We start from the raw sequence: 20658 nt of genomic DNA, 5'->3' as shown, positions 1-20658 counted from the left end.
TTACGTAGGGTGGTATTCAAATACCGCCCGAGCCGGACACAGGAGGCCGCAGTGATCGAACTCAAGTCACCGGAAGAGGTCGCGTCGATGCGGGTGACCGGGCGGTTCATCGCGGAACTGCTCGACGACCTGGCCGGTCGTGCGCGGATCGGTGTCAATGTCCTCGACCTCGAGATGCGTGCCCGTGAGCTGATCGAAGAGCGTGGTGCCGCCTCCTGTTACTGGGACTACGACCCGTCGTTCGGGCGAGGGCCGTTTCGCAACGTCATCTGCCTGTCGGTCAACGACGCCGTGTTGCACGGCCTGCCGCACGACCACGTACTCGCGGACGGTGACGTGCTCAGCATGGACATCGCGGTGGCGATCGACGGCTGGGTTGCCGACTCGGCACGGACGGTGATCGTCGGGACCCCGCGCAGCGACGACGAGCGACTCGTCGAGACCACCAGGGCGGCTCTGGTGGCGGGTATCGCCGCGGCGCGTGCAGGCAATCGCCTCGGTGACATCTCGGCCGCCATCGGCGAGATCTGCACGTCCCGAGGCTATCTCGTCAACACCGAGTTCGGCGGGCACGGGCTGGGTCGCACGATGCACGAGGATCCTCATGTGCCCAATCTCGGGCGGGCGGGGCACGGGATGCGGTTGCGGCCCGGGCTCACTCTGGCGCTGGAACCGTGGCTCGCGCAGAGCACGTCGCAGATCATCTACGACCCCGACGGCTGGACGATCCGGTCGGCCGACGGCTCACGCACGGCGCACAGCGAACATACGATCGCGATCACCGAAGGCGACGCCGAGGTGTTGACTGCGCTCTGACGTCGGCGCGATGGGCGTTTCCGGTCACGAACCGGCGATCCGGTCGAGCCATTCACGCATGAGCGTCCGCTCCGCCGGGCTGAGCGCCGCGGCGAGCGCGTCGTCGTCGGCCCGCAGGCGCAGCGCCGCCGCGCGCGTGCCGTCGTCGGACCGGTCGGTGACGTCGGTGAGGACCGCGGCGGCAAGCGATTCCCACGCCGCGTCGGCGAGGTGGTCGTCTCGATCCGGTTTCGGCGCTGCGATGAGCGCGAGTACGACGCCGGTGCCGATCGCGTGCACGAGCATGACGGCGCGCTCCTCGGGCACGCGGAGGCGTCCCGCGCGTGCGACCCGATGGATACGCTCCCGCAGCACGGCGATGCCCCGCTCCTCGGTGGCCGAGGGGCGGCGTAGCGGGTCCGAGAAGATCGCGGTGAGACCGGGATTCGACGTTCCGAAGTCGATGTGCGCGATGAACGAGCGTCGGAGGTCTCGGACCGGGTCGCTGTCGCGGTCCACCTTCTTTGCGTCGACGTAGTCCGCGAACACCCGATCGGCAACGGCGTCGAGCAGGCCGACCTTGTCGCCGAAGAGTCGATAGATCGTCGGCGCCTGTACGCCCGCGGACGACGCCACCGCGCGTGTGGTGACCGCGTCGGGACCGCCGTCGGCGAGGAGCTCGGCGGCGGCATCGAGGACGCGGAGTCGTACCAGGTCGCGGTCGGAATGGGCGATTGTCATTTATCGACGATAACGTATTTGTGTTACCGTTGGATGAATCAGTGATAACACAATTGGGATTTCATCGATAACGTCGAGAGGGCAGCACAATGATCGTCATCACCGGTGCCACCGGAGGCCTGGGCGCGGGCATCGTCCGAGAACTGCTGGACCGGGTTCCGCCGGCCGACATCGCGGTCAGTGTCCGCGATCCGAGGAAAGCCGACGACCTCGCCGTCCGGGGTGTGCGTGTGCGCCGCGGTGATTTCGACGACCCGGAATCCCTGAGCCACGCATTCGAGGGCGCCGACCGAGTCCTGGTGACCTCGGTGGATTCCCTCGGGCCTGCTGCCGTCGCGCAGCATGCCGCCGCGGCCGGGGCGGCCGCCGACGCCGGTGCCCGACGAGTCTTCTACACCGCACACCAGAACGTCTTGACGGATTCCCCGTTCGGTGCTGCCCCGGACCATGCGCAGACCGAGCGTCGCATCGCCGAGATCGGCGTGCCCTGGACCTCGCTGCGAAACGGCTTCTACGCCCACACGGTCGGGCATCTCGTGGCCGGTGCGCTCGAGACCGGCGAACTCGCACTACCCGACGACGGCCCGGTGTCGTGGACGTCCCGCGACGACCTCGCCGCCGGGGCCGCGGTTCTTCTCGCCGCCGGGAACGACGGCCCGCTGTTCGACGGCCCGACACCCCCGTTGACCGCGGGAGATGCAGTCACCTTTGCCGACATCGCCGAGATGATGTCGGATATCACGTCGACGACGATCCGCCGCACCGTCGTCGACGACGAGGACTGGGTGCGGAGCATGATCGCCTCGGGAATGCCGGAGCCCGCGGCCCGCTTGATGCTCGGACTGTTCGAAGCGGGACGCCGCGGCGACTTCGCGGCCGTGGATCCCGCACTGGAGGAACTCATCGGCCGGGAGCCACAGACGACCCGTACCCAGCTCGAGACCCTTCTGAGCTCCTCTCGCCGGTGACCGCGCCGCGGTCACATCGGCGGGCGCAGGGTCGCGAACTCGTCGGTGACCCGTAATCGGGTGTCGGCGAACGCATACAGGGCAGGAGGGCGCCCACCGGACCGTCCGGTCTTGCCGACCGTGCCGGTCGCCACCACCACGGCGCGGCGGCTGAGGATGCGGAGAAGGTTTGTCGTGTCGACCGGATAACCCAGTGCCGCACAATATATCTCGGACAGTTCCGACATCGGGAATCGTGCCGGGGCAAGTGCGAAGGCGATGTTGGTGTACGAGAGCTTGGCGGCCAGGCGATGCCGCGCCGCGGCGACGATGTCGCCATGGTCGAAGGCGAGGTCCGGCAACGCATCGACGCCGTGCCAGGCCGCGGTCTCGGGAAGCGATGCTTGCACGTCGCTCGGGACCAGCCCGAGGTAGGTGGACGCGATGGTGCGGACGCCGGGGACCCGATGCGGACCGGAGAACACGGCCAGCTGTTCGAGGTGCGCGAGGTTGCCGATCTCGACCGTGTCGGCGACGAGACGTCGCGCACTGGTCTGGAGGGTCTCATCGTCTGCGACATCCCCGCCCGGCAGTGACCAGGTGTCAACGTCGGCTGCCTTCTCGAGCAGGACGCACAGTGAGGATGCCGACTCCGGCCCGGACTCGCGCACCTGGAAGACCGCCGTCAACACCTCGACGCGTACGCCCGACGGTGCCTGGAAGGCGGTGGGCGACGACGGTGGGGGCGGTGGCATGGCGTCGATTGTATGGGTGCTCGGACCGCCTGCCTGCCCCTCGCCACGCCGTGGCTCAGAGCTCGTCGAGGGCGAGAATCCCGTCCTGGATGGCGCGCGCGGCCAGGGCTGCCTTGGTGCGGGCGGTCCGGTCGACTGCCGTGTACTTGGCCCGGATACGTGTCAGATGGGTGTTCACCGTGCCGATCGAGATCGAGAGTTCTTCCGCCACACAGATCTTCGAATCGGTGAGCAGCCAGGTGCGGAGCACTTGGATCTCGCGGTCGGTGAGGCCGGGTCGCCTGCGAGCGGGGCGCTCGGGATGCGGGCGCAGCGCCGGCGACGGTATCCGTGGTGCTGTCGGCGCCGCGAGCGACGTCGACATGCCGGGCGGAATCGGGGTGGTGCCCGGAATCAGCCGCATGTGAGAACGCCCGTTTCGCGCGTCGGTCGGATGGACCCGTTGCGCCGGATACGTCGTGGGCACCGTGTGGGCCGGTGCCGATGTGACCGGCATCGCGACGGGCTGTCCGGGGAGCGGCATCCGCCGGGCGGCCAGACGGGCGAGGGCGGCTTCGCGACGCTGTGCGGCCGCATCCGGGCGTCCGGTGCCGGGCGGAATCGGCCGTGGGCCGGTCGATACGGGGACGGGGCTGAAGCTGTCGGAGGGGGAGACGGTCATCGCGTTGCTCACAATCTGGTCCGGGGCCGCGGTCTGGACTGGCCGGATGAGGTCTGTACACCGCCAACGCTATGGTTCGGCACGCGTGAGCGAACGCGTAGTGGACTACTCGAATTGCGGGCGGGAATGCCGTAGATGTGACCGGTGTTACCATGGGCAGTGTTTTCGACCACCAGTCGAAAACCCTGCTCGGCCGCATGACCCATGCCCCGAGCGTGACCGGTAGAGGAGTGGCAGATGAGCATCACCAGCGATCGTCCGGCCGCGGCGCCAGGAGTGGCGAGCGTCGACCTCGGTCTGATGGATGCCGTGTGGACCGACGGACCCGGCGGGTACGCCGGCGTGGAGCCGACACCAGAATGGGCCGACGAGGTTCGACGGCTTGCCCGCGCTCGCAACGCGACGTTGCTCGCGCACAATTACCAGCTTCCCGCGATCCAGGATGTCGCCGACCACGTCGGCGACTCGCTCGCACTGTCGCGGATCGCCGCCGAGGTCGACGCCGACGAGATCATCTTCTGCGGCGTGCACTTCATGGCGGAGACCGCGAAGATCCTCAGCCCCGAGAAGCGGGTGCTGATCCCCGACGCCCGCGCCGGATGTTCTCTCGCGGACTCCATCACCGCCGACGAGCTGCGCGAATGGAAGTCCGAGTTCCCTGACGCGGTGGTGGTCTCCTACGTGAACACGACCGCGGAGGTGAAGGGTCTCACCGACATCTGCTGCACCTCGTCGAATGCCGTGGACGTCGTCGCATCGATCGAGCCCGACCGCGACGTGCTGTTCCTCCCGGACCAGTTCCTCGGGGCCCATGTGAAGCGGGAGACCGGTCGCGACAACATCCACATCTGGGCAGGCGAATGTCACGTGCACGCCGGCATCAACGGGGACGAACTCGCCGACCAGGCGAGCGCCCACCCCGATGCCGACCTCTTCATCCACCCCGAGTGCGGGTGCGCGACGTCGGCGCTCTACCTCGCCGGTGAGGGAGCGGTCCCCGAGGATCGCGTGAAGATCCTGTCCACCGGCGGCATGCTCGACGCCGCCCGCACGACAGGCGCCCGCCAGGTTCTGGTGGCCACCGAGATCGGCATGCTGCACCAGCTTCGCAAGGCCGCGCCGACAGTCGATTTCCAGGCCGTCAACGACCGCGCGTCGTGCCCGTACATGAAGATGATCACCCCCGCTGCGCTGCTTCGTTCGCTGCGTGAGGGCCGCGACGAGGTTCATGTCGCGCCCGACGTCGCCGAGCGGGCGCGCAAGAGCGTCGAGCGGATGATCTCGATCGGCAGTCCCGGTTCCGGTGAATGAGGCATTCGTCGGTCAGGTCCGGGCCGCCGCGGACCTGGATCTGACCGTCACCGACGAGGTCCGGACATTGATCAGGACCGCTCTCGACGAGGATTTGCGCCACGGCCCCGACGTGACGACGCTCGCGACCGTTCCCGCCGACGCGCGGACCGAGGCCGCGGTCGTCAGCAGGGCCGACGGCGTGATCGCGGGGGTCCCGGTGGTGCTCGCGGTGTTCGACGAGGTGATCGGCGCCGGTGCCTACGAGGTGACGGCCGCCGTTCCCGACGGCGCCGCGGTGGGGCCCGGCGATGTGGTGCTCCGCGTGCATGCGCCGACCGGCACACTGCTCACCGCCGAGCGGACGGCGCTCAATCTGGTGTCGCACCTCTCCGGCATCGCCACCGCGACGGCCCGATGGGTGGCCGCGGTCGAGGGGACGGACACCAGGGTGCGTGATTCGCGGAAGACGTTGCCGGGAATGCGATATCTGCAGAAGTACGCAGTCCGCGCCGGCGGCGGCGTGAACCATCGGATGGGCCTCGGCGATGCGGCGCTGATCAAGGACAACCACGTGGCTGCGGCCGGCTCGGTGAGCGCGGCGTTGAGCGCCGTGCGTGCGGCTGCCCCCGGCCTCCCGGTCGAGGTGGAGGTCGATTCGCTGGCGCAGCTCGACGAAGTACTGCCGCTGGAACCGCAGTTGGTGCTGCTCGACAACTTCGCCTTGTGGGAGACGCAGATGGCGGTACAGCGTCGCAACACGCGATCTCCCCGGACGAAGCTGGAGAGTTCCGGTGGGCTCTCGCTCGAGATGGCCGCCGACTACGCACGCACGGGGGTCGATTATCTCGCCGTCGGTGCGCTGACGCATTCGGTCACCGTGCTCGACCTCGGGCTCGACATCCCGGCTCCCTGAGCGAATCGGTAGCAAGAATCCGCGCTGTGCGCGGATTCTTGCTACCGATCGGAAACCGCTTCTCCCGACCCCATAAACTGGTCGTGACGTGTGCGCATGGTGCGCACCCTCCCCAGCTCACAGGAGAACCCGATGCTCGCCCGAACCGACCTGCGCGGCGCCACCCCGACGCTCGCCGAATTGCGTCGCGCGCTGCCGCGTGGGGGCACCGATGTCAATGCCGTCCTCGACACGGTGGCGCCGGTGGTTCACGCGATCGCCGAGCGCGGGGTCGAGGCCGCGCTCGAGTTCGGTACCAAGTTCGACGGTGTCCGGCCGACCTCGGTTCGCGTCCCCGCTGCGGTGATCGCCGACGCGCTTGCGCGACTCGACCCGGCCGTCGCCGACGCGTTGCGCGAATCGATCACCCGGGCCCGCAAGGTCCACGCCGACCAGCGTCGGGAGACCTCCCGCACGCAGGTCGTCGACGGCGGCGTGGTCAGCGAGAAGTGGATCCCGGTACGGCGCGTCGGCCTGTACGTGCCCGGCGGCAACGCGGTCTACCCGTCGTCGGTGATCATGAATGTGGTGCCCGCCCAGGAGGCAGGTGTCGGTTCGCTGGTGATCGCCTCGCCGCCCCAGAAGGACTTCGGCGGATGGCCGCACCCGACCATCCTCGCCGCGTGTGCGCTGCTCGACGTCGACGAGGTGTGGGCGGTCGGCGGCGCGCAGGGCGTGGCCCTGCTCACCTACGGCGGCACCGACACCGATGCCGCCGACTACCCGGGTGCCGTCCTGGATCCGGTCGACCTCATCACCGGTCCCGGCAACATCTACGTGACCGCCGCCAAGCGACTCTGTCGTGGCGTCGTCGGCATCGACTCCGAGGCGGGGCCGACCGAGATCGCCATCCTCGCCGACGACAGCGCCGACGCGGGCATCCTGGCATCCGATTTGATCAGCCAGGCCGAGCACGACGTCCTCGCTGCCTCGGTGCTCGTGACCGACAGCGCCGACCTCGCCGATGCCGTGGACACCGCACTCGATACGCAGGTCGCGGCCACCAAGCATCGGGAGCGCGTGACCACCGCCCTGTCCGGTGAACAATCCGGCATCGTGCTGGTCGACGATCTCGAGGCCGGTCTGGCCGTCGTCGACGCCTATGCCGCAGAGCATCTCGAGATCCAGACGCGCGACGCGGCCACGGTCGCCGACCGTGTGCACAACGCCGGCGCGATCTTCGTCGGGCCGTATGCGCCGGTCAGCCTGGGCGACTACTGCGCCGGGTCCAATCACGTTCTCCCGACATCGGGTTCGGCACGGTTCGCGTCGGGGCTGTCGGTGCAGACCTTCCTGCGGGGCGTGCATGTCATCGACTACGACGAGGCCGCTCTGCGTGACGTCGCCGATCACGTCGTGACCCTCGCCGACGCGGAAGACCTGCCGGGACACGGTGACGCGGTGAAACAGCGGTTCGTCGCACATCGCGCTGCAAGTGGTTCGGATTCGGGAGCGGTGTCGTGAGCGCACCCACCGTGCCGGGAGGCCGGATCACCGTCGACGATCTGCCGCTGCGCGACAACCTCCGTGGCAAGAGCGCCTATGGTGCACCGCAACTCGAGGTTCCAGTGGTCCTCAACACCAACGAGAACCCGCACCCGCCGTCGGCTGCACTGATCGACGACGTCGCAGAGTCGGCGCGTGCCGTGGCCGCAGCGCTGCACCGGTATCCGGATCGCGACGCCGTCGCTCTGCGGAGCGACCTGGCGGAGTATCTCTCGACCGCGACCGGCGTGTCCCTCGCGGTCGAGAACCTGTGGGCGGCCAACGGTTCCAACGAGATCCTGCAGCAGCTGCTGCAGGCCTTCGCGGGCCCGGGGCGCAGTTCGCTCGGATTCGTGCCCTCGTACTCGATGCACCCGATCATCTCGGACGGCACCGACACCACCTGGCTGGCCGCCCATCGCGCTGCCGATTTCGGCCTCGACATCGACTACGCGGTCGCCGAGGTGACGGCCCGGCGACCCGACGTGGTGTTCGTGACCTCGCCCAACAACCCGACCGGCGGCTCGGTGACCCCAGACGACCTGCGGCGGATCGTCGAGGCGGCGTCGGGCATCGTGATCGTCGACGAGGCGTACGGCGAGTTCTCCGAGCGGCCCAGCGCGGTCGAACTCATCGACGAGTTCCCGGCCAAGGTCGTCGTCAGCCGCACCATGAGCAAGGCGTTCGCGTTTGCCGGCGGGCGCCTGGGATACCTGGCCGCGGCACCGGCGATCGTCGAGGCGTTGCTCCTCGTCCGGCTGCCGTATCACCTGTCGGTACTCACGCAGGCCGCCGCCCGGGCGGCGTTGCGGCACGGCGACGACACCCTGGCCGGTGTCGCGGCGATCATCGCCGAGCGAAAACGCGTCGCCGCGACCCTGTCCGATGCCGGGTATCGCGTGGTGGATTCCGACGCGAACTTCCTCCTCTTCGGTCACTTCGGCGACGCACCGGCGAGCTGGCGACGCTATCTCGACCACGGCGTGTTGATCCGCGACGTCGGAATCCCGGGCCATCTACGTGTCACCATCGGCCTGGCGGCCGAGAACGATGCCTTCCTCGACGTCAGCCGAACGCTCGCGTCCACAGATCTGGAGAATGGGTAAGTGACCACCACAGCACCGCGTATCGGGCGGGTCGAACGAACGACCAAGGAGTCGTCGATCACCGTCGAGCTCAACCTCGACGGCACCGGCGTCACCAACATCTCCACCGGTATCGCGTTCTTCGACCACATGCTCACCGCGTTCGGCCAGCACGGCAGCTTCGACCTGACTGTCGAGGCGAAAGGTGACGTCGAGGTCGAGGGACACCACACCATCGAGGACACCTCGATCGTGCTCGGTCAGGCGTTGGGCCAGGCGCTCGGCGACAAGAAGGGCATTCGGCGGTTCGGCGACGCCTGGATACCGATGGACGAGTCCCTGGCGCACGCGGCGGTCGACGTGTCCGGACGGCCCTACTGCGTGCACACCGGTGAACCCGAGCACCTGCTCACCGCGGTGATCGGCGGATATCCGGGCGTTCCGTATTCGACCGTGATCAACCGTCACGTCTTCGAGGCGATCGCCATGAACGCACGCATCGCCCTGCACGTGCGAGTCCTGTACGGACGCGACCAGCACCACATCACCGAGGCCGAGTTCAAGGCGGTGGCCCGCGCATTGCGTGCCGCGACCGAGAACGATCCGCGGGTGAGTGGTGTGCCGTCCACCAAGGGCGCCCTCTGATGGGGTGCAGCCGATGAGCGGTGCACCCGCGGTCACCATCCTCGACTACGGATCGGGCAACTTACGTTCGGCGCAGCGCGCGCTCGAACGGGCCGGGGCCGAGGTGACGGTCACCGACGACCGGGACATCGCGACCAACTGTGACGGGCTGGTGGTCCCCGGGGTCGGCGCCTTCGCCGCCTGCATGGAGGGGTTGACCGCGGTCAGAGGTCACCGCATCATCGACCGACGTCTGGCCGGTGGGCGACCGGTGCTCGGCATCTGCGTGGGCATGCAGATCCTGTTCGAGCGGGGGGTCGAATTCGACGTCGAGGCACAGGGCTGCGGCGAGTGGCCGGGTACCGTCAGCCGGCTCCCGGCCAAGGTGCTCCCACACATGGGCTGGAACACGGTGGACGCGGCGGACGGCACGATGCTCTTCGACGGGCTGGATTCCGATACTCGTTTCTACTTCGTGCACTCCTACGCCGTTCAGGACTGGAGCATGGACACCGACGGTTCGCGGATCGATCCGCCCAAACTGACATGGGCGACACACGGCGGGCCGTTCCTGGCCGCCGTCGAGAACGGCGCACTCGCCGCGACCCAGTTCCACCCGGAGAAATCCGGTGATGCCGGCGCGCACCTGCTCCGCAACTGGGTCCGGTCCCTGGCATGAACATCGACGACACCCGATTCTCCTACGGCAAGCTGGTCCTGTACTCGCTCGGCGCGGGTGTCGTCGTACTGCTGGTGTCCATCCCGGTGATCCTGCTGGTGGCACAATGGTCGCCCATCGCGGGCCTGGTCATCGCACTGATCGCGGTGCTGGCAATGATCTGGGTGATCGGCGGCGTCTCCCGGCGCATGATCGCCCGTGCCGAGCATGAGATCCTGGCCGCGCGTGCCGACCGGCCCCACACCTCCGATACGACAGACAGGAACACATCCACCGATGGGTAACACCCTTGAACTCCTACCCGCCGTCGACGTCGCCGACGGGCAGGCCGTCCGACTCGTACAAGGCGCGGCCGGCACCGAGACCTCATACGGGTCTCCGCGGGAGGCCGCGCTGGCCTGGCAGACCGACGGTGCCGAGTGGATTCATCTCGTCGATCTCGACGCCGCGTTCGGCCGCGGCAACAACCGCGAACTACTCGCCGACGTCGTCGGCGAACTCGACGTGAAGGTGGAACTCTCCGGCGGTATCCGCGACGACGACTCGCTTGCCGCCGCGCTCGGGACCGGTTGTACCCGCGTGAATCTCGGCACGGCTGCGCTGGAGAACCCGCAGTGGTGTGCACGGGCGATCGAACGCTACGGCGACCGGATCGCCGTCGGGCTCGACGTCGTCCGTGAAGGGGACTCCTACCGTCTCCGCGGTCGCGGCTGGGTCACCGACGGCGGCGACCTGTGGGAGGTGCTCGAGCGCCTCGACCGTGACGGTTGTGCACGGTACGTCGTCACCGACGTCTCCAAGGACGGCACGCTGGCCGGACCCAATCTGGATCTGCTGGGCGAGGTCGCCGCGGTCACGTCGGCGCCGGTCGTCGCCTCCGGCGGCGTGTCGGCCCTCGACGACCTGGTCGCGATCGCCGGGCTCGTCGACCGCGGCGTGGAAGGTGCGATCGTCGGCAAGGCGCTCTACGCGGGCCGGTTCACCCTGCCGCAGGCCCTGGCCGCCGTCGCCGGGACGTGATGGACCACTCACGACTGCTCGACACCGCGAGCACCATCCTCGACTCGGTGGCCGCCGAGTTCGTGGCCGGGCTCGGCGCTCCGAGCGCAATCGCCAAGGGCCCCACCGACTTCGCCACACAGGTCGACCTCGATCTGGAACGACGGATCGCCGGTGAACTTACCGACCGCACCCAGATCCCGGTTCACGGTGAGGAGTTCGGCGGACCGCCGGTCACCGAGGGCCCCGTCTGGGTGCTCGATCCGGTCGACGGCACCTACAACTATTCGACAGGTGTCCCGCTGGCGGGCATCCTGCTCGGGCTGCTCGTCGACGGCGACCCGGTGCTCGGGCTGACCTGGCTGCCGCTACTCGGACGTCGCTACGCCGGCCACGTCGACGGCCCGCTGCTCGTCGACGGCGAACCCGTGCCGCCGCTGAGTCCGATCGACCTGCAGACCTCGGTCATCGCCTACGGTCCGTTCAACGAGCGCGCGAAGGGTCGCTATCCCGGTGCGCGACGCGCAGATGTCATCCGGGCGTTGAGCTCTCGGGTCGCCCGGTTGCGGATGACGGGTAGTACGGGCGTCGACATGGCCTACACTGCCGCGGGGATCTTCGGCGGCGCAATCGCTTTCGGCCGGCACGCGTGGGACAACGCTGCGGGTGCGGCGCTGGTGCGCGCCGCAGGCGGAGTCGCGACCGATCTCGCCGGCGCACCGTGGACGGCGGCGTCGCCCTCGCTGGTGTGTGCGGCACCGGGTCTGCACGCGGAATTGATGACGGTCATCGAAGACGTGGTCGGCGACGAATGGGCCTCGCAGCCCCCGGGCGCCGGGCGCCCAGAGAACTCCGGAGGTCGCCGATGACGGTTGCGGTGCGAGTCATCCCTTGTCTCGACGGTGTTGTCGGGGACGTCTCGATCGGGAGGACTTTTCGATGACAGTTGCGGTGCGAGTGATCCCTTGTCTCGACGTGGACGACGGGCGGGTCGTCAAGGGGGTCAACTTCCAGAACCTGCGTGACGCGGGCGATCCCGTCGAACTCGCGGCCCGCTATGACGGCGAGGGGGCCGACGAACTGACCTTCCTCGACGTCACGGCGTCGAGCTCGGGCCGGTCGACGATGATCGACGTCGTCAAGCGGACGGCGGATCAGATCTTCATCCCGCTGACCGTGGGGGGCGGGATCCGCACCGTCGACGACGTCGACACCATGCTGCGGGCCGGTGCCGACAAGGTCAGCGTCAACACCGCGGCCATCGCACGTCCAGAGGTGCTCGCCGAGATGAGCCGTAGGTTCGGATCGCAGTGCATCGTGCTGTCGGTGGACGCGCGGACCGTTCCTGACAGCGACGAACCCACACCATCGGGGTGGGAGGTCACCACCCACGGAGGCCGCCGCGGCACGGGTATCGACGCCGTCGAGTGGGCCCGGCGCGGGCAGGAACTCGGAGTCGGTGAGATCCTGCTCAACTCGATGGATGCCGACGGCACCAAGCGTGGCTTCGATCTGCGGATGCTGGCCGCGGTACGCGCCGAGGTCGACGTCCCGGTGATCGCGAGTGGCGGTGCAGGTGGGATCGCCGACTTCGCGCCCGCCGTGCAGGCCGGCGCCGACGCGGTCCTGGCCGCGTCGGTGTTCCACTTCGGCGAGCTGACCATCCCCGACGTGAAGGCCGCGATGGCGGCGGAGGGAATCATCGTCCGTTGACGCGACGTTCCCCCTACGCACTCGACAACACGACAGGACCTCGAAGATGGCTCTCGACCCCGACATCTCCGCCCGCCTCAAGCGCAATGACGACGGGTTGTTCGCTGCGGTCGCCCAGGAACGCGAGACCGGCACGGTCTTGATGATGGCGTGGATGGACGACGCCGCGCTCGAGCGGACGCTGGCAACGCGACGCGCCACCTACTACTCCCGCTCACGGCAGCAGTACTGGGTGAAGGGTGAGACCAGCGGCCACACCCAATTCGTGCACGACGTCCGGCTCGACTGCGACGGTGACACGGTGCTGTTGGTGGTCGACCAGGTGGGCGCCGCCTGCCACACCGGTAATCACAGTTGTTTCGACACCGCGTCGCTGCCGCTCGCGGCATCCGACGCACCCCCGGCCGGCGGAGCCCCTGCCGACGGCGGGGGAGAATGAACGCGACCAGTCGAGAAGAAAGGCGGTGACGGCGCCGATGCCAATGATCCAGATCTCGCAGACCCCGGGCCTGTCCGACCGGGTCAAACGGGAGACCATCGCGGCGGTGACCGATGCCTACGCGAAGGCGACCGGCAAGAATCCCGACTCGGTGTGGGTGACCATCACCGAGATCCCCCGGCAGCACTGGGGCGTCGGCGGCGAGCCGCTGGGATGAGCCGCGACACGACGACACTCGCGGACTTCCTCGACCTCGCGGCCGACCACCGCGTCGTGCCCGTCACCCGCAAGGTGCTCGCCGACTCCGAGACACCCTTGTCGGCATACCGGAAGCTCGCCGGCGACCGGGAGGGCACCTTCCTGCTGGAGTCGGCGGAGAACGGCCGTTCGTGGTCGCGCTGGTCGTTCATCGGCGCGCACTCGCCGTCGGCCCTCACCGTCGTCGACGGTGAGGCCCGCTGGTGGGGAGAAGTCCCCACCGGCGCTCCCGACGGGGGTGACCCGGTCGAGGCGCTGGCGGAGTCGCTACGCCTGCTGGCCACCGACCCGCTCCCCGACATGCCGCCGCTGACCGGTGGCTTCGTCGGGTTCTTCGCCTACGACATGGTGCGCCGGCTCGAGCGGCTTCCGGAGACCACGACCGACGATCTGGGACTCCCCGACATGATGATGCTGCTGGCGACCGACCTCGCCGCGGTCGATCACCACGAGGGCACCATCACCCTGATCGCGAACGCGGTGAACTGGGATGGCTCGTCCGAGCGGGCCGAGCAGGCATACGACGACGCGGTCGCACGGCTCGACCGTATGACCGAGGCCCTGGCCGCCCCGTCGCCGTCCACGGTGTCTCATTTCGATCGGCCGACGCCGGAGTACCGGTCGCAGCGGACGCTCGCGGAGTACAGCGAGATCGTCACCACCCTGGTCGGCGAGATCGAAGCGGGCGAGGCGTTCCAGGTGGTGCCGTCGCAGCGATTCGAGATGGACACCGAGGCCGATCCGGTCGACGTCTATCGCGTGCTGCGCGCGTCCAATCCGAGTCCGTACATGTATCTCCTACGGATGCCCGGTCACGAAGGCGCCGGCAGCGGTCCGTTCACCATCGTCGGCAGCAGCCCCGAAGCCCTCGTCACGGTGTCCGACGGAGTGGCCACCACCCATCCCATCGCGGGCACGCGCTGGCGCGGCGCCACCGAGGAAGAGGACCAGCTCCTCGCCAAGGGCCTGGTGGAGGACGAGAAGGAGAACGCCGAGCATCTGATGCTCGTCGACCTCGGACGCAACGACCTCGGTCGGGTCTGCCGTCCCGGCACGGTCAAGGTCAGCGATTACCGGCACGTCGAGCGGTACAGCCATGTCATGCACCTCGTTTCGACGGTGTCCGGGACGCTGCGCGACGACAAGCACGCACTCGACGCGGTCACGGCGTGTTTCCCCGCGGGCACGCTCACCGGCGCCCCGAAGGTGCGTGCGATGGAACTCATCGACCAGCACGAGATGACGCGGCGCGGCGTCTACGGCGGGATCGTCGGGTATCTCGATTTCGCCGGCAACGCTGACACCGCGATCGCGATCCGCACGGCGTTGATGTCGGGTGGGCGTGCCTTCGTACAGGCAGGCGGCGGTGTGGTCGCCGACAGCGAGCCCGAATATGAGTACAACGAGGCGCGCAACAAAGCGACCGCAGTACTCAACGCGGTGGCCGCGGCCGGCACCATGCGGCGCGTCGGGTCGGGCGCCTACGACGACGCGGTCACGGTGGAGAGCGGGACCCGATGAACGCGCCGACACCATCGAGCACGGACCCGGCGGCCGCCGTGAAGTCGTTCATGCGGCGCCGCCAGATGCTCGCCGCGATCCTGCTGGCACTGGCGGCGCTGGCCTTCTGGTCGGCGTCGCGACTGGTGTGGTGCCGGGTACTTGCCGCGGACGGTCTCGCCCCCGCACGGGATTTCGACGTCAAGGGCTCGGACTGGAGTCCGTGGCTGACACCGCTGGCGCTGGTGCTGCTCGCGGCCATCCTCGCGGCGTTCTCGGTGCGTGGGTGGGGTCTACGCGTGATCGCGATACTTGTCGCGGCGGGCGGAGTCCTCGCTGCCATCCCGGCGATCTCATTGATGACCGGTGGTGCCGACTCCGGCTACGCCGCCGACGCCGCCAACCTTCCCGGCCGTTTCCAGGTACTCCTGATCACCACCAATTCCTGGGCGGCGGTGGTCGCGCTGGCGGGCACCGTGTGCGCTGTTCTCGCCGGTGTGCTCCTGCTCCGGGTGGCCGGTGGGGCCGGGATGTCGTCGAAGTACAAGAGTCCGGGCGCGCGGCGAGCGGACCTGGAACGCCAGATCTTCGCCGAGCACGAGCGCGCCAACGGCGCCGCAACCGGCACCGCGGCCACCGGTGACGCCGCGTCCGAGGACGCCGCGCGGGGGGACGAGCGTAACGAAGGACCCGCCGCGAACGAACGCATGATGTGGGACGCACTCGACACCGGGATCGATCCCACCGATGTCCCGGACACCCCTGCGGACGACGGCCGTGAGCGACCAACCCGGCCACAGGACGATCCGGGCACCGGTCTACCCTGAGAACACACGAACATCGAAAGGGGGCCCACACGTCGTGAGTACGCCGACTGTCCTCGACTCCATCATCGAGGGAGTGAAAGCTGACGTCGCCGCGCGCGAAGCCGTGGTCGACTATGCGGCGATCAAGGCGGCGTCCGCGCAGGCCCCAGGACCCATCGATGCCATGGCTGCGTTCAACAAGCCGGGCATCGGGGTCATCGCCGAGGTGAAGCGCGCCAGCCCGTCCAAGGGGGATCTGGCCGCCATCGCCGATCCCGCCGAGCTCGCCGCCGCCTATGAGGCCGGCGGTGCACGGGTCATCAGTGTGCTGACCGAACAGCGCCGCTTCCGCGGGTCGCTCGCCGATCTCGACAGCGTGCGAGCAGCGGTGAACATCCCGGTGCTGCGCAAGGACTTCATCGTCGGGCCCTACCAGATCCATGAGGCGCGGGCCCATGGCGCCGACGTGATCCTGTTGATCGTCGCGGCACTCGAGCAGAACGTCCTGGCGTCGTTGCTGGACCGCACCGAGAGCCTGGGCATGACCGCGCTCGTCGAGGTGCACACCGAGGAAGAGGCTGATCGCGCGCTCGAGGCCGGTGCTTCGGTGGTGGGTGTCAACGCACGCAATCTGAAGACCCTCGAAGTCGACCGCGACTGCTTTGCCCGCATCGCCCCGGGGCTTCCGACCCGAGTGATCCGGGTTGCCGAATCCGGTGTTCGCGGCACAGCCGATCTGCTGGCCTATGCGGGCGCAGGCGCCGATGCGGTGCTCGTCGGCGAAGGACTCGTCACCAGTGGCAACCCGCGGGCCGCCGTCTCCGAGCTGGTGACCGCCGGGACGCACCCTTCCTGCCCGAAACCGGTTCGCTGACGGCCATTTCCGCCCGCTGACCCTGAGAGCCGACGACAAGAGACCGTGAGCGCGAATACCGATTCTCCCAACGTTCCCTACCCGGCCATGAGTGTCGGGCTCACCACGCGGACATCGATCGAGCCGGACGAGAGCGGCCACTTCGGCGTCTACGGCGGACGACATGTCCCCGAGGCGTTGATGGCGGTGATCGACGAGGTCACCACGACGTACCAGAAACTGCGCAGCGACGACGACTACCTCGCCGAGCTCGACCGGTTGCAGCGGGACTACACCGGACGCCCGTCGCCGCTGTATGAAGCGGCGCGACTTCGTGAGGCCGCCGGCGGCGCAAGGCTTTTCCTCAAGCGTGAGGATCTGAACCACACCGGCTCGCACAAGATCAACAACGTGCTCGGGCAGGCATTGCTGGCGCAGCGGATGGGCAAGTCGCGGGTGATCGCCGAGACCGGCGCCGGTCAGCACGGCGTCGCCACCGCGACCGCCTGCGCGTTGCTCGGTCTCGAATGCGTGGTCTACATGGGCCGGGTCGACACCGATCGGCAGGCCCTGAACGTGGCCCGGATGCGGCTCCTCGGCGCCGAGGTCATCGCTGTCGACAACGGTTCGGCGACCCTCAAGGACGCCATCAACGAGGCGATGCGTGACTGGGTGACCAACGCGCACAACACTTATTACTGTTTCGGCACGGCGGCCGGGCCGCATCCGTTCCCGGCGATGGTGCGCGATTTTCAGCGTGTCGTCGGGTTGGAGGCGCGCGCCCAGATCCAAGAGCAGGTCGGTCGCCTGCCGGACGCCGTGGTCGCGTGCGTCGGTGGCGGATCCAACGCGATCGGGATCTTCCATCCGTTCATCGACGATGCGGGGGTGAGACTCGTCGGGTACGAGGCCGCCGGCGACGGCGTCGAGACGGGCCGGCATGCCGCGACCTTCACGGGCGGCACACCGGGCGCCTTCCAGGGCGCCTACTCCTACCTCTTGCAGGACGAGGACGGGCAGACCATCGAATCGCATTCGATCTCTGCCGGTCTGGACTATCCCGGTGTCGGTCCCGAACACGCGTATCTGAAGGACATCGGCCGCGCTGATTACCAGCCGATCACCGACACCGAGGCGATGGACGCGCTCGCGCTGCTGAGCCGTCGCGAGGGCATCATCCCGGCCATCGAGTCCGCGCATGCCGTTGCGGGCGCGCTCAAACTCGGCCGGGAGCTCGGTGGCGGCGCGATCATCGTCGTGAGCCTGTCCGGTCGTGGTGACAAGGATGTCGACACCGCCGCGGAATGGTTCCACCTGTTCGACAAGCCACCATCACAGGACGAGGCAGCGGCAGGCGGCGAACAGACGGGGGAGACGGTATGAGTGCCCAGGAATCAGCCGCCGTGACCCACACCGCGCCGTCGAAGCTCGGCCCCACCTTCGCCCGATGCCGCGACGAGGGTCGCAGCGCACTGATCGGATACCTACCCGTCGGTTACCCCACGGTCGAGAAGTCGGTGGCGTACTTCCGGACGATGGTCGAGGCCGGCTGCGACATCATCGAGGTCGGCGTGCCGTACTCCGATCCGGTGATGGACGGACCCACCATCCAGGAGGCCGCCGACGTGGCTCTGACCAACGGTGTGCGGGTCCGCGACGTCTTCACCGCCGTGGAGGCGATCTCCGCGGCGGGTGGACAGGCCGTCGTGATGAGCTACTGGAACCCGGTGCTGCAGTACGGGGTCGATCGGTTCGCGCAGGATCTGGCGAACGCCGGTGGTGCCGGCCTGATCACCCCGAATCTGATTCCCGAGGAGGGTGCCGCCTGGGAGGCCGCGTCCGACGCGCATGGCCTCGACCGCATCTATCTCGTCGCGCCGTCATCGACCGCCGAACGATTGGCTCTCACCGTCGATGCATCGCGCGGGTTCGTCTACGCCGCGTCGACGATGGGCGTCACGGGAGCCCGCGACGCGGTGTCCGACGCAGCGCCGGAGCTCTGTGCGCGGGTGCGGGCACACTCGGACATCCCGATCGGCGTCGGTCTGGGCGTTCGCAGCGGTGCGCAGGCTGCCGAGATCGCGAGTTATGCCGACGGCGTGATCGTGGGCTCGGCGCTGGTGTCGGCGGCCAAGGTGGGCACGAGCGAGCTCGCGGCGCTGGTCGGCGAACTCGCCGAGGGCGTCCGTGCGGCGACCTCGGCCGGCTCGGCTGCACGCGGCGCGTAGGCGTCCCACTGCCGGTCCACGGTCCGGATCGGTCGGTCGGTTAGGGTGGCAGCGTGACGGTGCCGACACCCCTTGCTGGGCCGACAACTTTCGACGGGACTGGATCCGCAGGATCGATGGTCCTGGCCTACCTCCCGAGCCCGCCGGAGGGCGTCTGGCACCTGGGACCGGTTCCGCTGCGCGCATACGCCCTCTGCATCATCGTCGGGATCATCGTCGCGGTCTGGTGGGGCAATCGGCGCTGGAAGGCCAGAGGCGGACAAGAGGGCGAGGTCCTCGACGTCGCGATCTGGGCCGTGCCGTTCGGACTCGTCGGTGGACGGCTCTACCATGTGGCCACCGACTGGCAGACCTACTTCGGCGACGGCCCGAAGGAGCCGATCGACGCACTGAAGATCTGGGATGGCGGCCTGGGCATCTGGGGTGCTGTACTGCTCGGCGCGCTCGGTGCCTGGATCGGGGCGCGACGACACGGCATCAGGCTGCCGGCGTTCGGTGACGCGCTCGCCCCGGCAATCCTGCTGGCCCAAGCCATCGGTCGCCTCGGGAACTACTTCAACCAGGAGCTCTACGGTCGCGAGACGACCGTGCCGTGGGGTCTGAAGATCTACGAGCGTGTCGACGCGAACGGGGTCGCCGACCCCGGTCTGATCAGCGGCACATCCAACGGGCATGTGGTTGCGATCGTGCATCCGACGTTCCTCTACGAACTACTGTGGAACGTTCTGGTGGTGATTCTGCTCGTCGTCGTCGACCGGCGTTTCCGAATCGGTCACGGACGACTGTTCGCCCTCTATGTGGCGGGCTACTGCGTCGGCCGCTTCGGCGTCGAACTGATGCGATCCGATCCGGCCACCCACATCTTCGGAACCCGGATCAACGTGTTCACCGCGGTGCTGGTGTTCGCCTGTGCGGCAGCCTACTTCGTCCTCGCACCACGGGGTCGTGAGCAGGGGCTGGAGATCTATCACCCGCAACGGGCCGAAGAACTCGAGGAGCTCGGGGTCGCCGGTTACGTCGATGACCGCTACGACGCCGACACCGATGACACCGATGAGGATCGCGACACCGACGCGGGCACGAGACGTGGCAGGGCGGCCCGGCGTGCGGACACCGACGAGGCCGCCGACAGTCCCTCCGAGGCCGCACTCGCGGCCGCGATCGCCCGGCACACGCCCCGGACCGACGACGGGGAGCCGCTCACCGCGGAGTCCTCGACCGACGACTGGGTGCTCGAATCGGAGATCGACGACACCGCCGACAGCAACCCTGATGTCGTCGACAGCAACCCGGATGTCGCCGACAGCAACCCGGATGTCGCCGACAGCACCCGGGATGACGCCGATAGCAACCCGGATGTCGCCGACAGCAACCCGGATGACGTCGACAGCAACCCGGATGACCTCGACAGCACCCCGGACGTCGCCGACAGCAACCCGGACGTCGCCGACAGCAACCCGGATGTCGCCGACAGCAACCCGGATGTCGCCGACAGCAACCCGGATGTCGCCGACAGCACCCGGGATGACGTCGACAGCAACCCGGACGTCGCCGACAGCAACCCGGATGACCTCGACAGCAACCCGGACGTCGCCGACAGCAACCCGGATGACCTCGACAGCAACCCGGATGTCGCCGACGGCACCCCGGATGTCGCCGACACCACCGACCCCGACGAGCACCCCGAACACCACTAGCCGGGGCATCGACACTCCCGTCACGCGGATCACACCCGTTCCGGTGCTGATCACAGCGGAGTAGGCGGCACCCTCGGATTTGGTCCGATAGAGTGAAGCTTCACGATGATCGGGCTCAGCCCATCGAACCCGATCACCGCATAACTGC

At 68.5% G+C, this 20658-nt stretch carries 23 protein-coding genes; 20 read left to right on the top strand and 3 right to left on the bottom strand.

The annotated features are described in order from the left end of the window. Nucleotides 1–51 precede the first annotated feature (51 nt). A complete protein-coding gene (map, locus tag ACLQ3I_RS00250) occupies nucleotides 52–816 on the top strand; it encodes a type I methionyl aminopeptidase (protein ID WP_425792017.1) in 765 nt (254 codons plus the stop codon). A gap of 24 nt (nucleotides 817–840) precedes the next feature. On the opposite strand, the gene ACLQ3I_RS00245 is transcribed toward map, so the two are convergent. Then, entirely contained in the window at nucleotides 841–1536 is a 696-nt protein-coding gene (locus ACLQ3I_RS00245; RefSeq protein WP_425792019.1) for a TetR/AcrR family transcriptional regulator, read from the bottom strand. Nucleotides 1537–1625: 89 nt separating this feature from the next. On the opposite strand from ACLQ3I_RS00245, the gene ACLQ3I_RS00240 reads away from it, so the two are divergent. Beyond that, nucleotides 1626–2504: an NAD(P)H-binding protein gene (locus tag ACLQ3I_RS00240; RefSeq protein ID WP_425792021.1), complete on the top strand. Its 879-nt coding sequence runs from the start codon at nucleotides 1626–1628 to the stop codon at nucleotides 2502–2504. 11 nt (nucleotides 2505–2515) lie between these two features. Here the strand turns inward: ACLQ3I_RS00240 and ACLQ3I_RS00235 are convergent, their stop codons facing one another. Together ACLQ3I_RS00235 and ACLQ3I_RS00230 are read right to left on the bottom strand one after the other, a co-directional pair. Next, on the bottom strand, nucleotides 2516–3238 hold the full coding sequence (locus tag ACLQ3I_RS00235; RefSeq protein ID WP_425792023.1) for an NUDIX hydrolase: 723 nt from the start codon (nucleotides 3236–3238) through the stop codon (nucleotides 2516–2518). A 55-nt stretch (nucleotides 3239–3293) separates the two neighbouring features. Further along, the gene (locus tag ACLQ3I_RS00230) at nucleotides 3294–3899 is read right to left on the bottom strand and encodes a LuxR C-terminal-related transcriptional regulator (protein WP_425792025.1); all 606 of its coding nucleotides are present in this window, start codon (nucleotides 3897–3899) and stop codon (nucleotides 3294–3296) included. A 237-nt stretch (nucleotides 3900–4136) separates the two neighbouring features. Here ACLQ3I_RS00230 and nadA point away from each other — a divergent pair, with 237 nt between their 5' ends. From nadA to lgt, 18 genes are all read left to right on the top strand, one after another. Further along, nucleotides 4137–5210: a quinolinate synthase NadA gene (gene nadA, locus ACLQ3I_RS00225; protein ID WP_425792027.1), complete on the top strand. Its 1074-nt coding sequence runs from the start codon at nucleotides 4137–4139 to the stop codon at nucleotides 5208–5210. Further along, nucleotides 5203–6105: a carboxylating nicotinate-nucleotide diphosphorylase gene (nadC, locus tag ACLQ3I_RS00220; protein ID WP_425799807.1), complete on the top strand. Its 903-nt coding sequence runs from the start codon at nucleotides 5203–5205 to the stop codon at nucleotides 6103–6105. The genes nadA and nadC overlap by 8 nt, the downstream gene beginning before the upstream one ends. A gap of 132 nt (nucleotides 6106–6237) precedes the next feature. Beyond that, nucleotides 6238–7608: a histidinol dehydrogenase gene (gene hisD, locus ACLQ3I_RS00215; protein ID WP_425792031.1), complete on the top strand. Its 1371-nt coding sequence runs from the start codon at nucleotides 6238–6240 to the stop codon at nucleotides 7606–7608. Continuing rightward, nucleotides 7605–8735 (top strand): histidinol-phosphate transaminase, encoded by a 1131-nt coding sequence (locus ACLQ3I_RS00210; RefSeq protein ID WP_425792033.1) that lies wholly within the window; start codon nucleotides 7605–7607, stop codon nucleotides 8733–8735. The genes hisD and ACLQ3I_RS00210 overlap by 4 nt, the downstream gene beginning before the upstream one ends. Next, nucleotides 8736–9359, top strand: a complete 624-nt coding sequence (gene hisB / locus ACLQ3I_RS00205; protein ID WP_425792035.1) for an imidazoleglycerol-phosphate dehydratase HisB — start codon at nucleotides 8736–8738, stop codon at nucleotides 9357–9359. A 13-nt stretch (nucleotides 9360–9372) separates the two neighbouring features. Continuing rightward, entirely contained in the window at nucleotides 9373–10017 is a 645-nt protein-coding gene (gene hisH / locus ACLQ3I_RS00200) for an imidazole glycerol phosphate synthase subunit HisH (protein ID WP_425792037.1), read from the top strand. Further along, entirely contained in the window at nucleotides 10014–10301 is a 288-nt protein-coding gene (locus ACLQ3I_RS00195; protein ID WP_425799806.1) for a hypothetical protein, read from the top strand. The genes hisH and ACLQ3I_RS00195 overlap by 4 nt, the downstream gene beginning before the upstream one ends. Beyond that, nucleotides 10294–11037 carry a bifunctional 1-(5-phosphoribosyl)-5-((5-phosphoribosylamino)methylideneamino)imidazole-4-carboxamide isomerase/phosphoribosylanthranilate isomerase PriA gene (priA, locus tag ACLQ3I_RS00190; RefSeq protein ID WP_425799805.1) on the top strand — a complete coding sequence of 248 codons (744 nt, stop codon included), beginning with the start codon at nucleotides 10294–10296 and terminating at the stop codon, nucleotides 11035–11037. Before ACLQ3I_RS00195 ends, priA begins: the two co-directional genes overlap by 8 nt. Beyond that, the gene (locus ACLQ3I_RS00185) at nucleotides 11037–11885 is read left to right on the top strand and encodes an inositol monophosphatase family protein (RefSeq protein ID WP_425799804.1); all 849 of its coding nucleotides are present in this window, start codon (nucleotides 11037–11039) and stop codon (nucleotides 11883–11885) included. Before priA ends, ACLQ3I_RS00185 begins: the two co-directional genes overlap by 1 nt. A 70-nt stretch (nucleotides 11886–11955) precedes the next feature. Further along, nucleotides 11956–12729, top strand: coding sequence for an imidazole glycerol phosphate synthase subunit HisF (gene hisF / locus ACLQ3I_RS00180; RefSeq protein WP_425792045.1), 774 nt, complete (start codon nucleotides 11956–11958; stop codon nucleotides 12727–12729). Between the two features lie 46 nt (nucleotides 12730–12775). Next, a complete protein-coding gene (gene hisI / locus ACLQ3I_RS00175) occupies nucleotides 12776–13168 on the top strand; it encodes a phosphoribosyl-AMP cyclohydrolase (RefSeq protein ID WP_425792047.1) in 393 nt (130 codons plus the stop codon). Between the two features lie 37 nt (nucleotides 13169–13205). Continuing rightward, nucleotides 13206–13385 (top strand): tautomerase family protein, encoded by a 180-nt coding sequence (locus ACLQ3I_RS00170; RefSeq protein WP_425792049.1) that lies wholly within the window; start codon nucleotides 13206–13208, stop codon nucleotides 13383–13385. Next, complete coding sequence (locus ACLQ3I_RS00165; protein WP_425799803.1) at nucleotides 13382–14947, top strand: anthranilate synthase component I; 1566 nt, start codon at nucleotides 13382–13384, stop codon at nucleotides 14945–14947. Before ACLQ3I_RS00170 ends, ACLQ3I_RS00165 begins: the two co-directional genes overlap by 4 nt. Continuing rightward, entirely contained in the window at nucleotides 14944–15753 is an 810-nt protein-coding gene (locus tag ACLQ3I_RS00160; RefSeq protein WP_425792053.1) for a TIGR02234 family membrane protein, read from the top strand. The genes ACLQ3I_RS00165 and ACLQ3I_RS00160 overlap by 4 nt, the downstream gene beginning before the upstream one ends. Before the next feature lie 34 nt (nucleotides 15754–15787). After that, entirely contained in the window at nucleotides 15788–16606 is an 819-nt protein-coding gene (gene trpC, locus ACLQ3I_RS00155) for an indole-3-glycerol phosphate synthase TrpC (RefSeq protein ID WP_425799802.1), read from the top strand. Between the two features lie 87 nt (nucleotides 16607–16693). Further along, a complete protein-coding gene (trpB, locus tag ACLQ3I_RS00150; protein ID WP_425792056.1) occupies nucleotides 16694–17968 on the top strand; it encodes a tryptophan synthase subunit beta in 1275 nt (424 codons plus the stop codon). Continuing rightward, nucleotides 17965–18813, top strand: coding sequence for a tryptophan synthase subunit alpha (gene trpA, locus ACLQ3I_RS00145; protein WP_425792057.1), 849 nt, complete (start codon nucleotides 17965–17967; stop codon nucleotides 18811–18813). Before trpB ends, trpA begins: the two co-directional genes overlap by 4 nt. A gap of 116 nt (nucleotides 18814–18929) precedes the next feature. Next, the gene (gene lgt / locus ACLQ3I_RS00140) at nucleotides 18930–20510 is read left to right on the top strand and encodes a prolipoprotein diacylglyceryl transferase (protein WP_425799801.1); all 1581 of its coding nucleotides are present in this window, start codon (nucleotides 18930–18932) and stop codon (nucleotides 20508–20510) included. Nucleotides 20511–20658: the final 148 nt, after the last annotated feature.

This window comes from Gordonia sp. DT101 (assembly GCF_049844895.1).
Classification (GTDB): domain Bacteria; phylum Actinomycetota; class Actinomycetes; order Mycobacteriales; family Mycobacteriaceae; genus Gordonia.
This window is presented reverse-complemented; position numbering and strand designations above follow the sequence as displayed.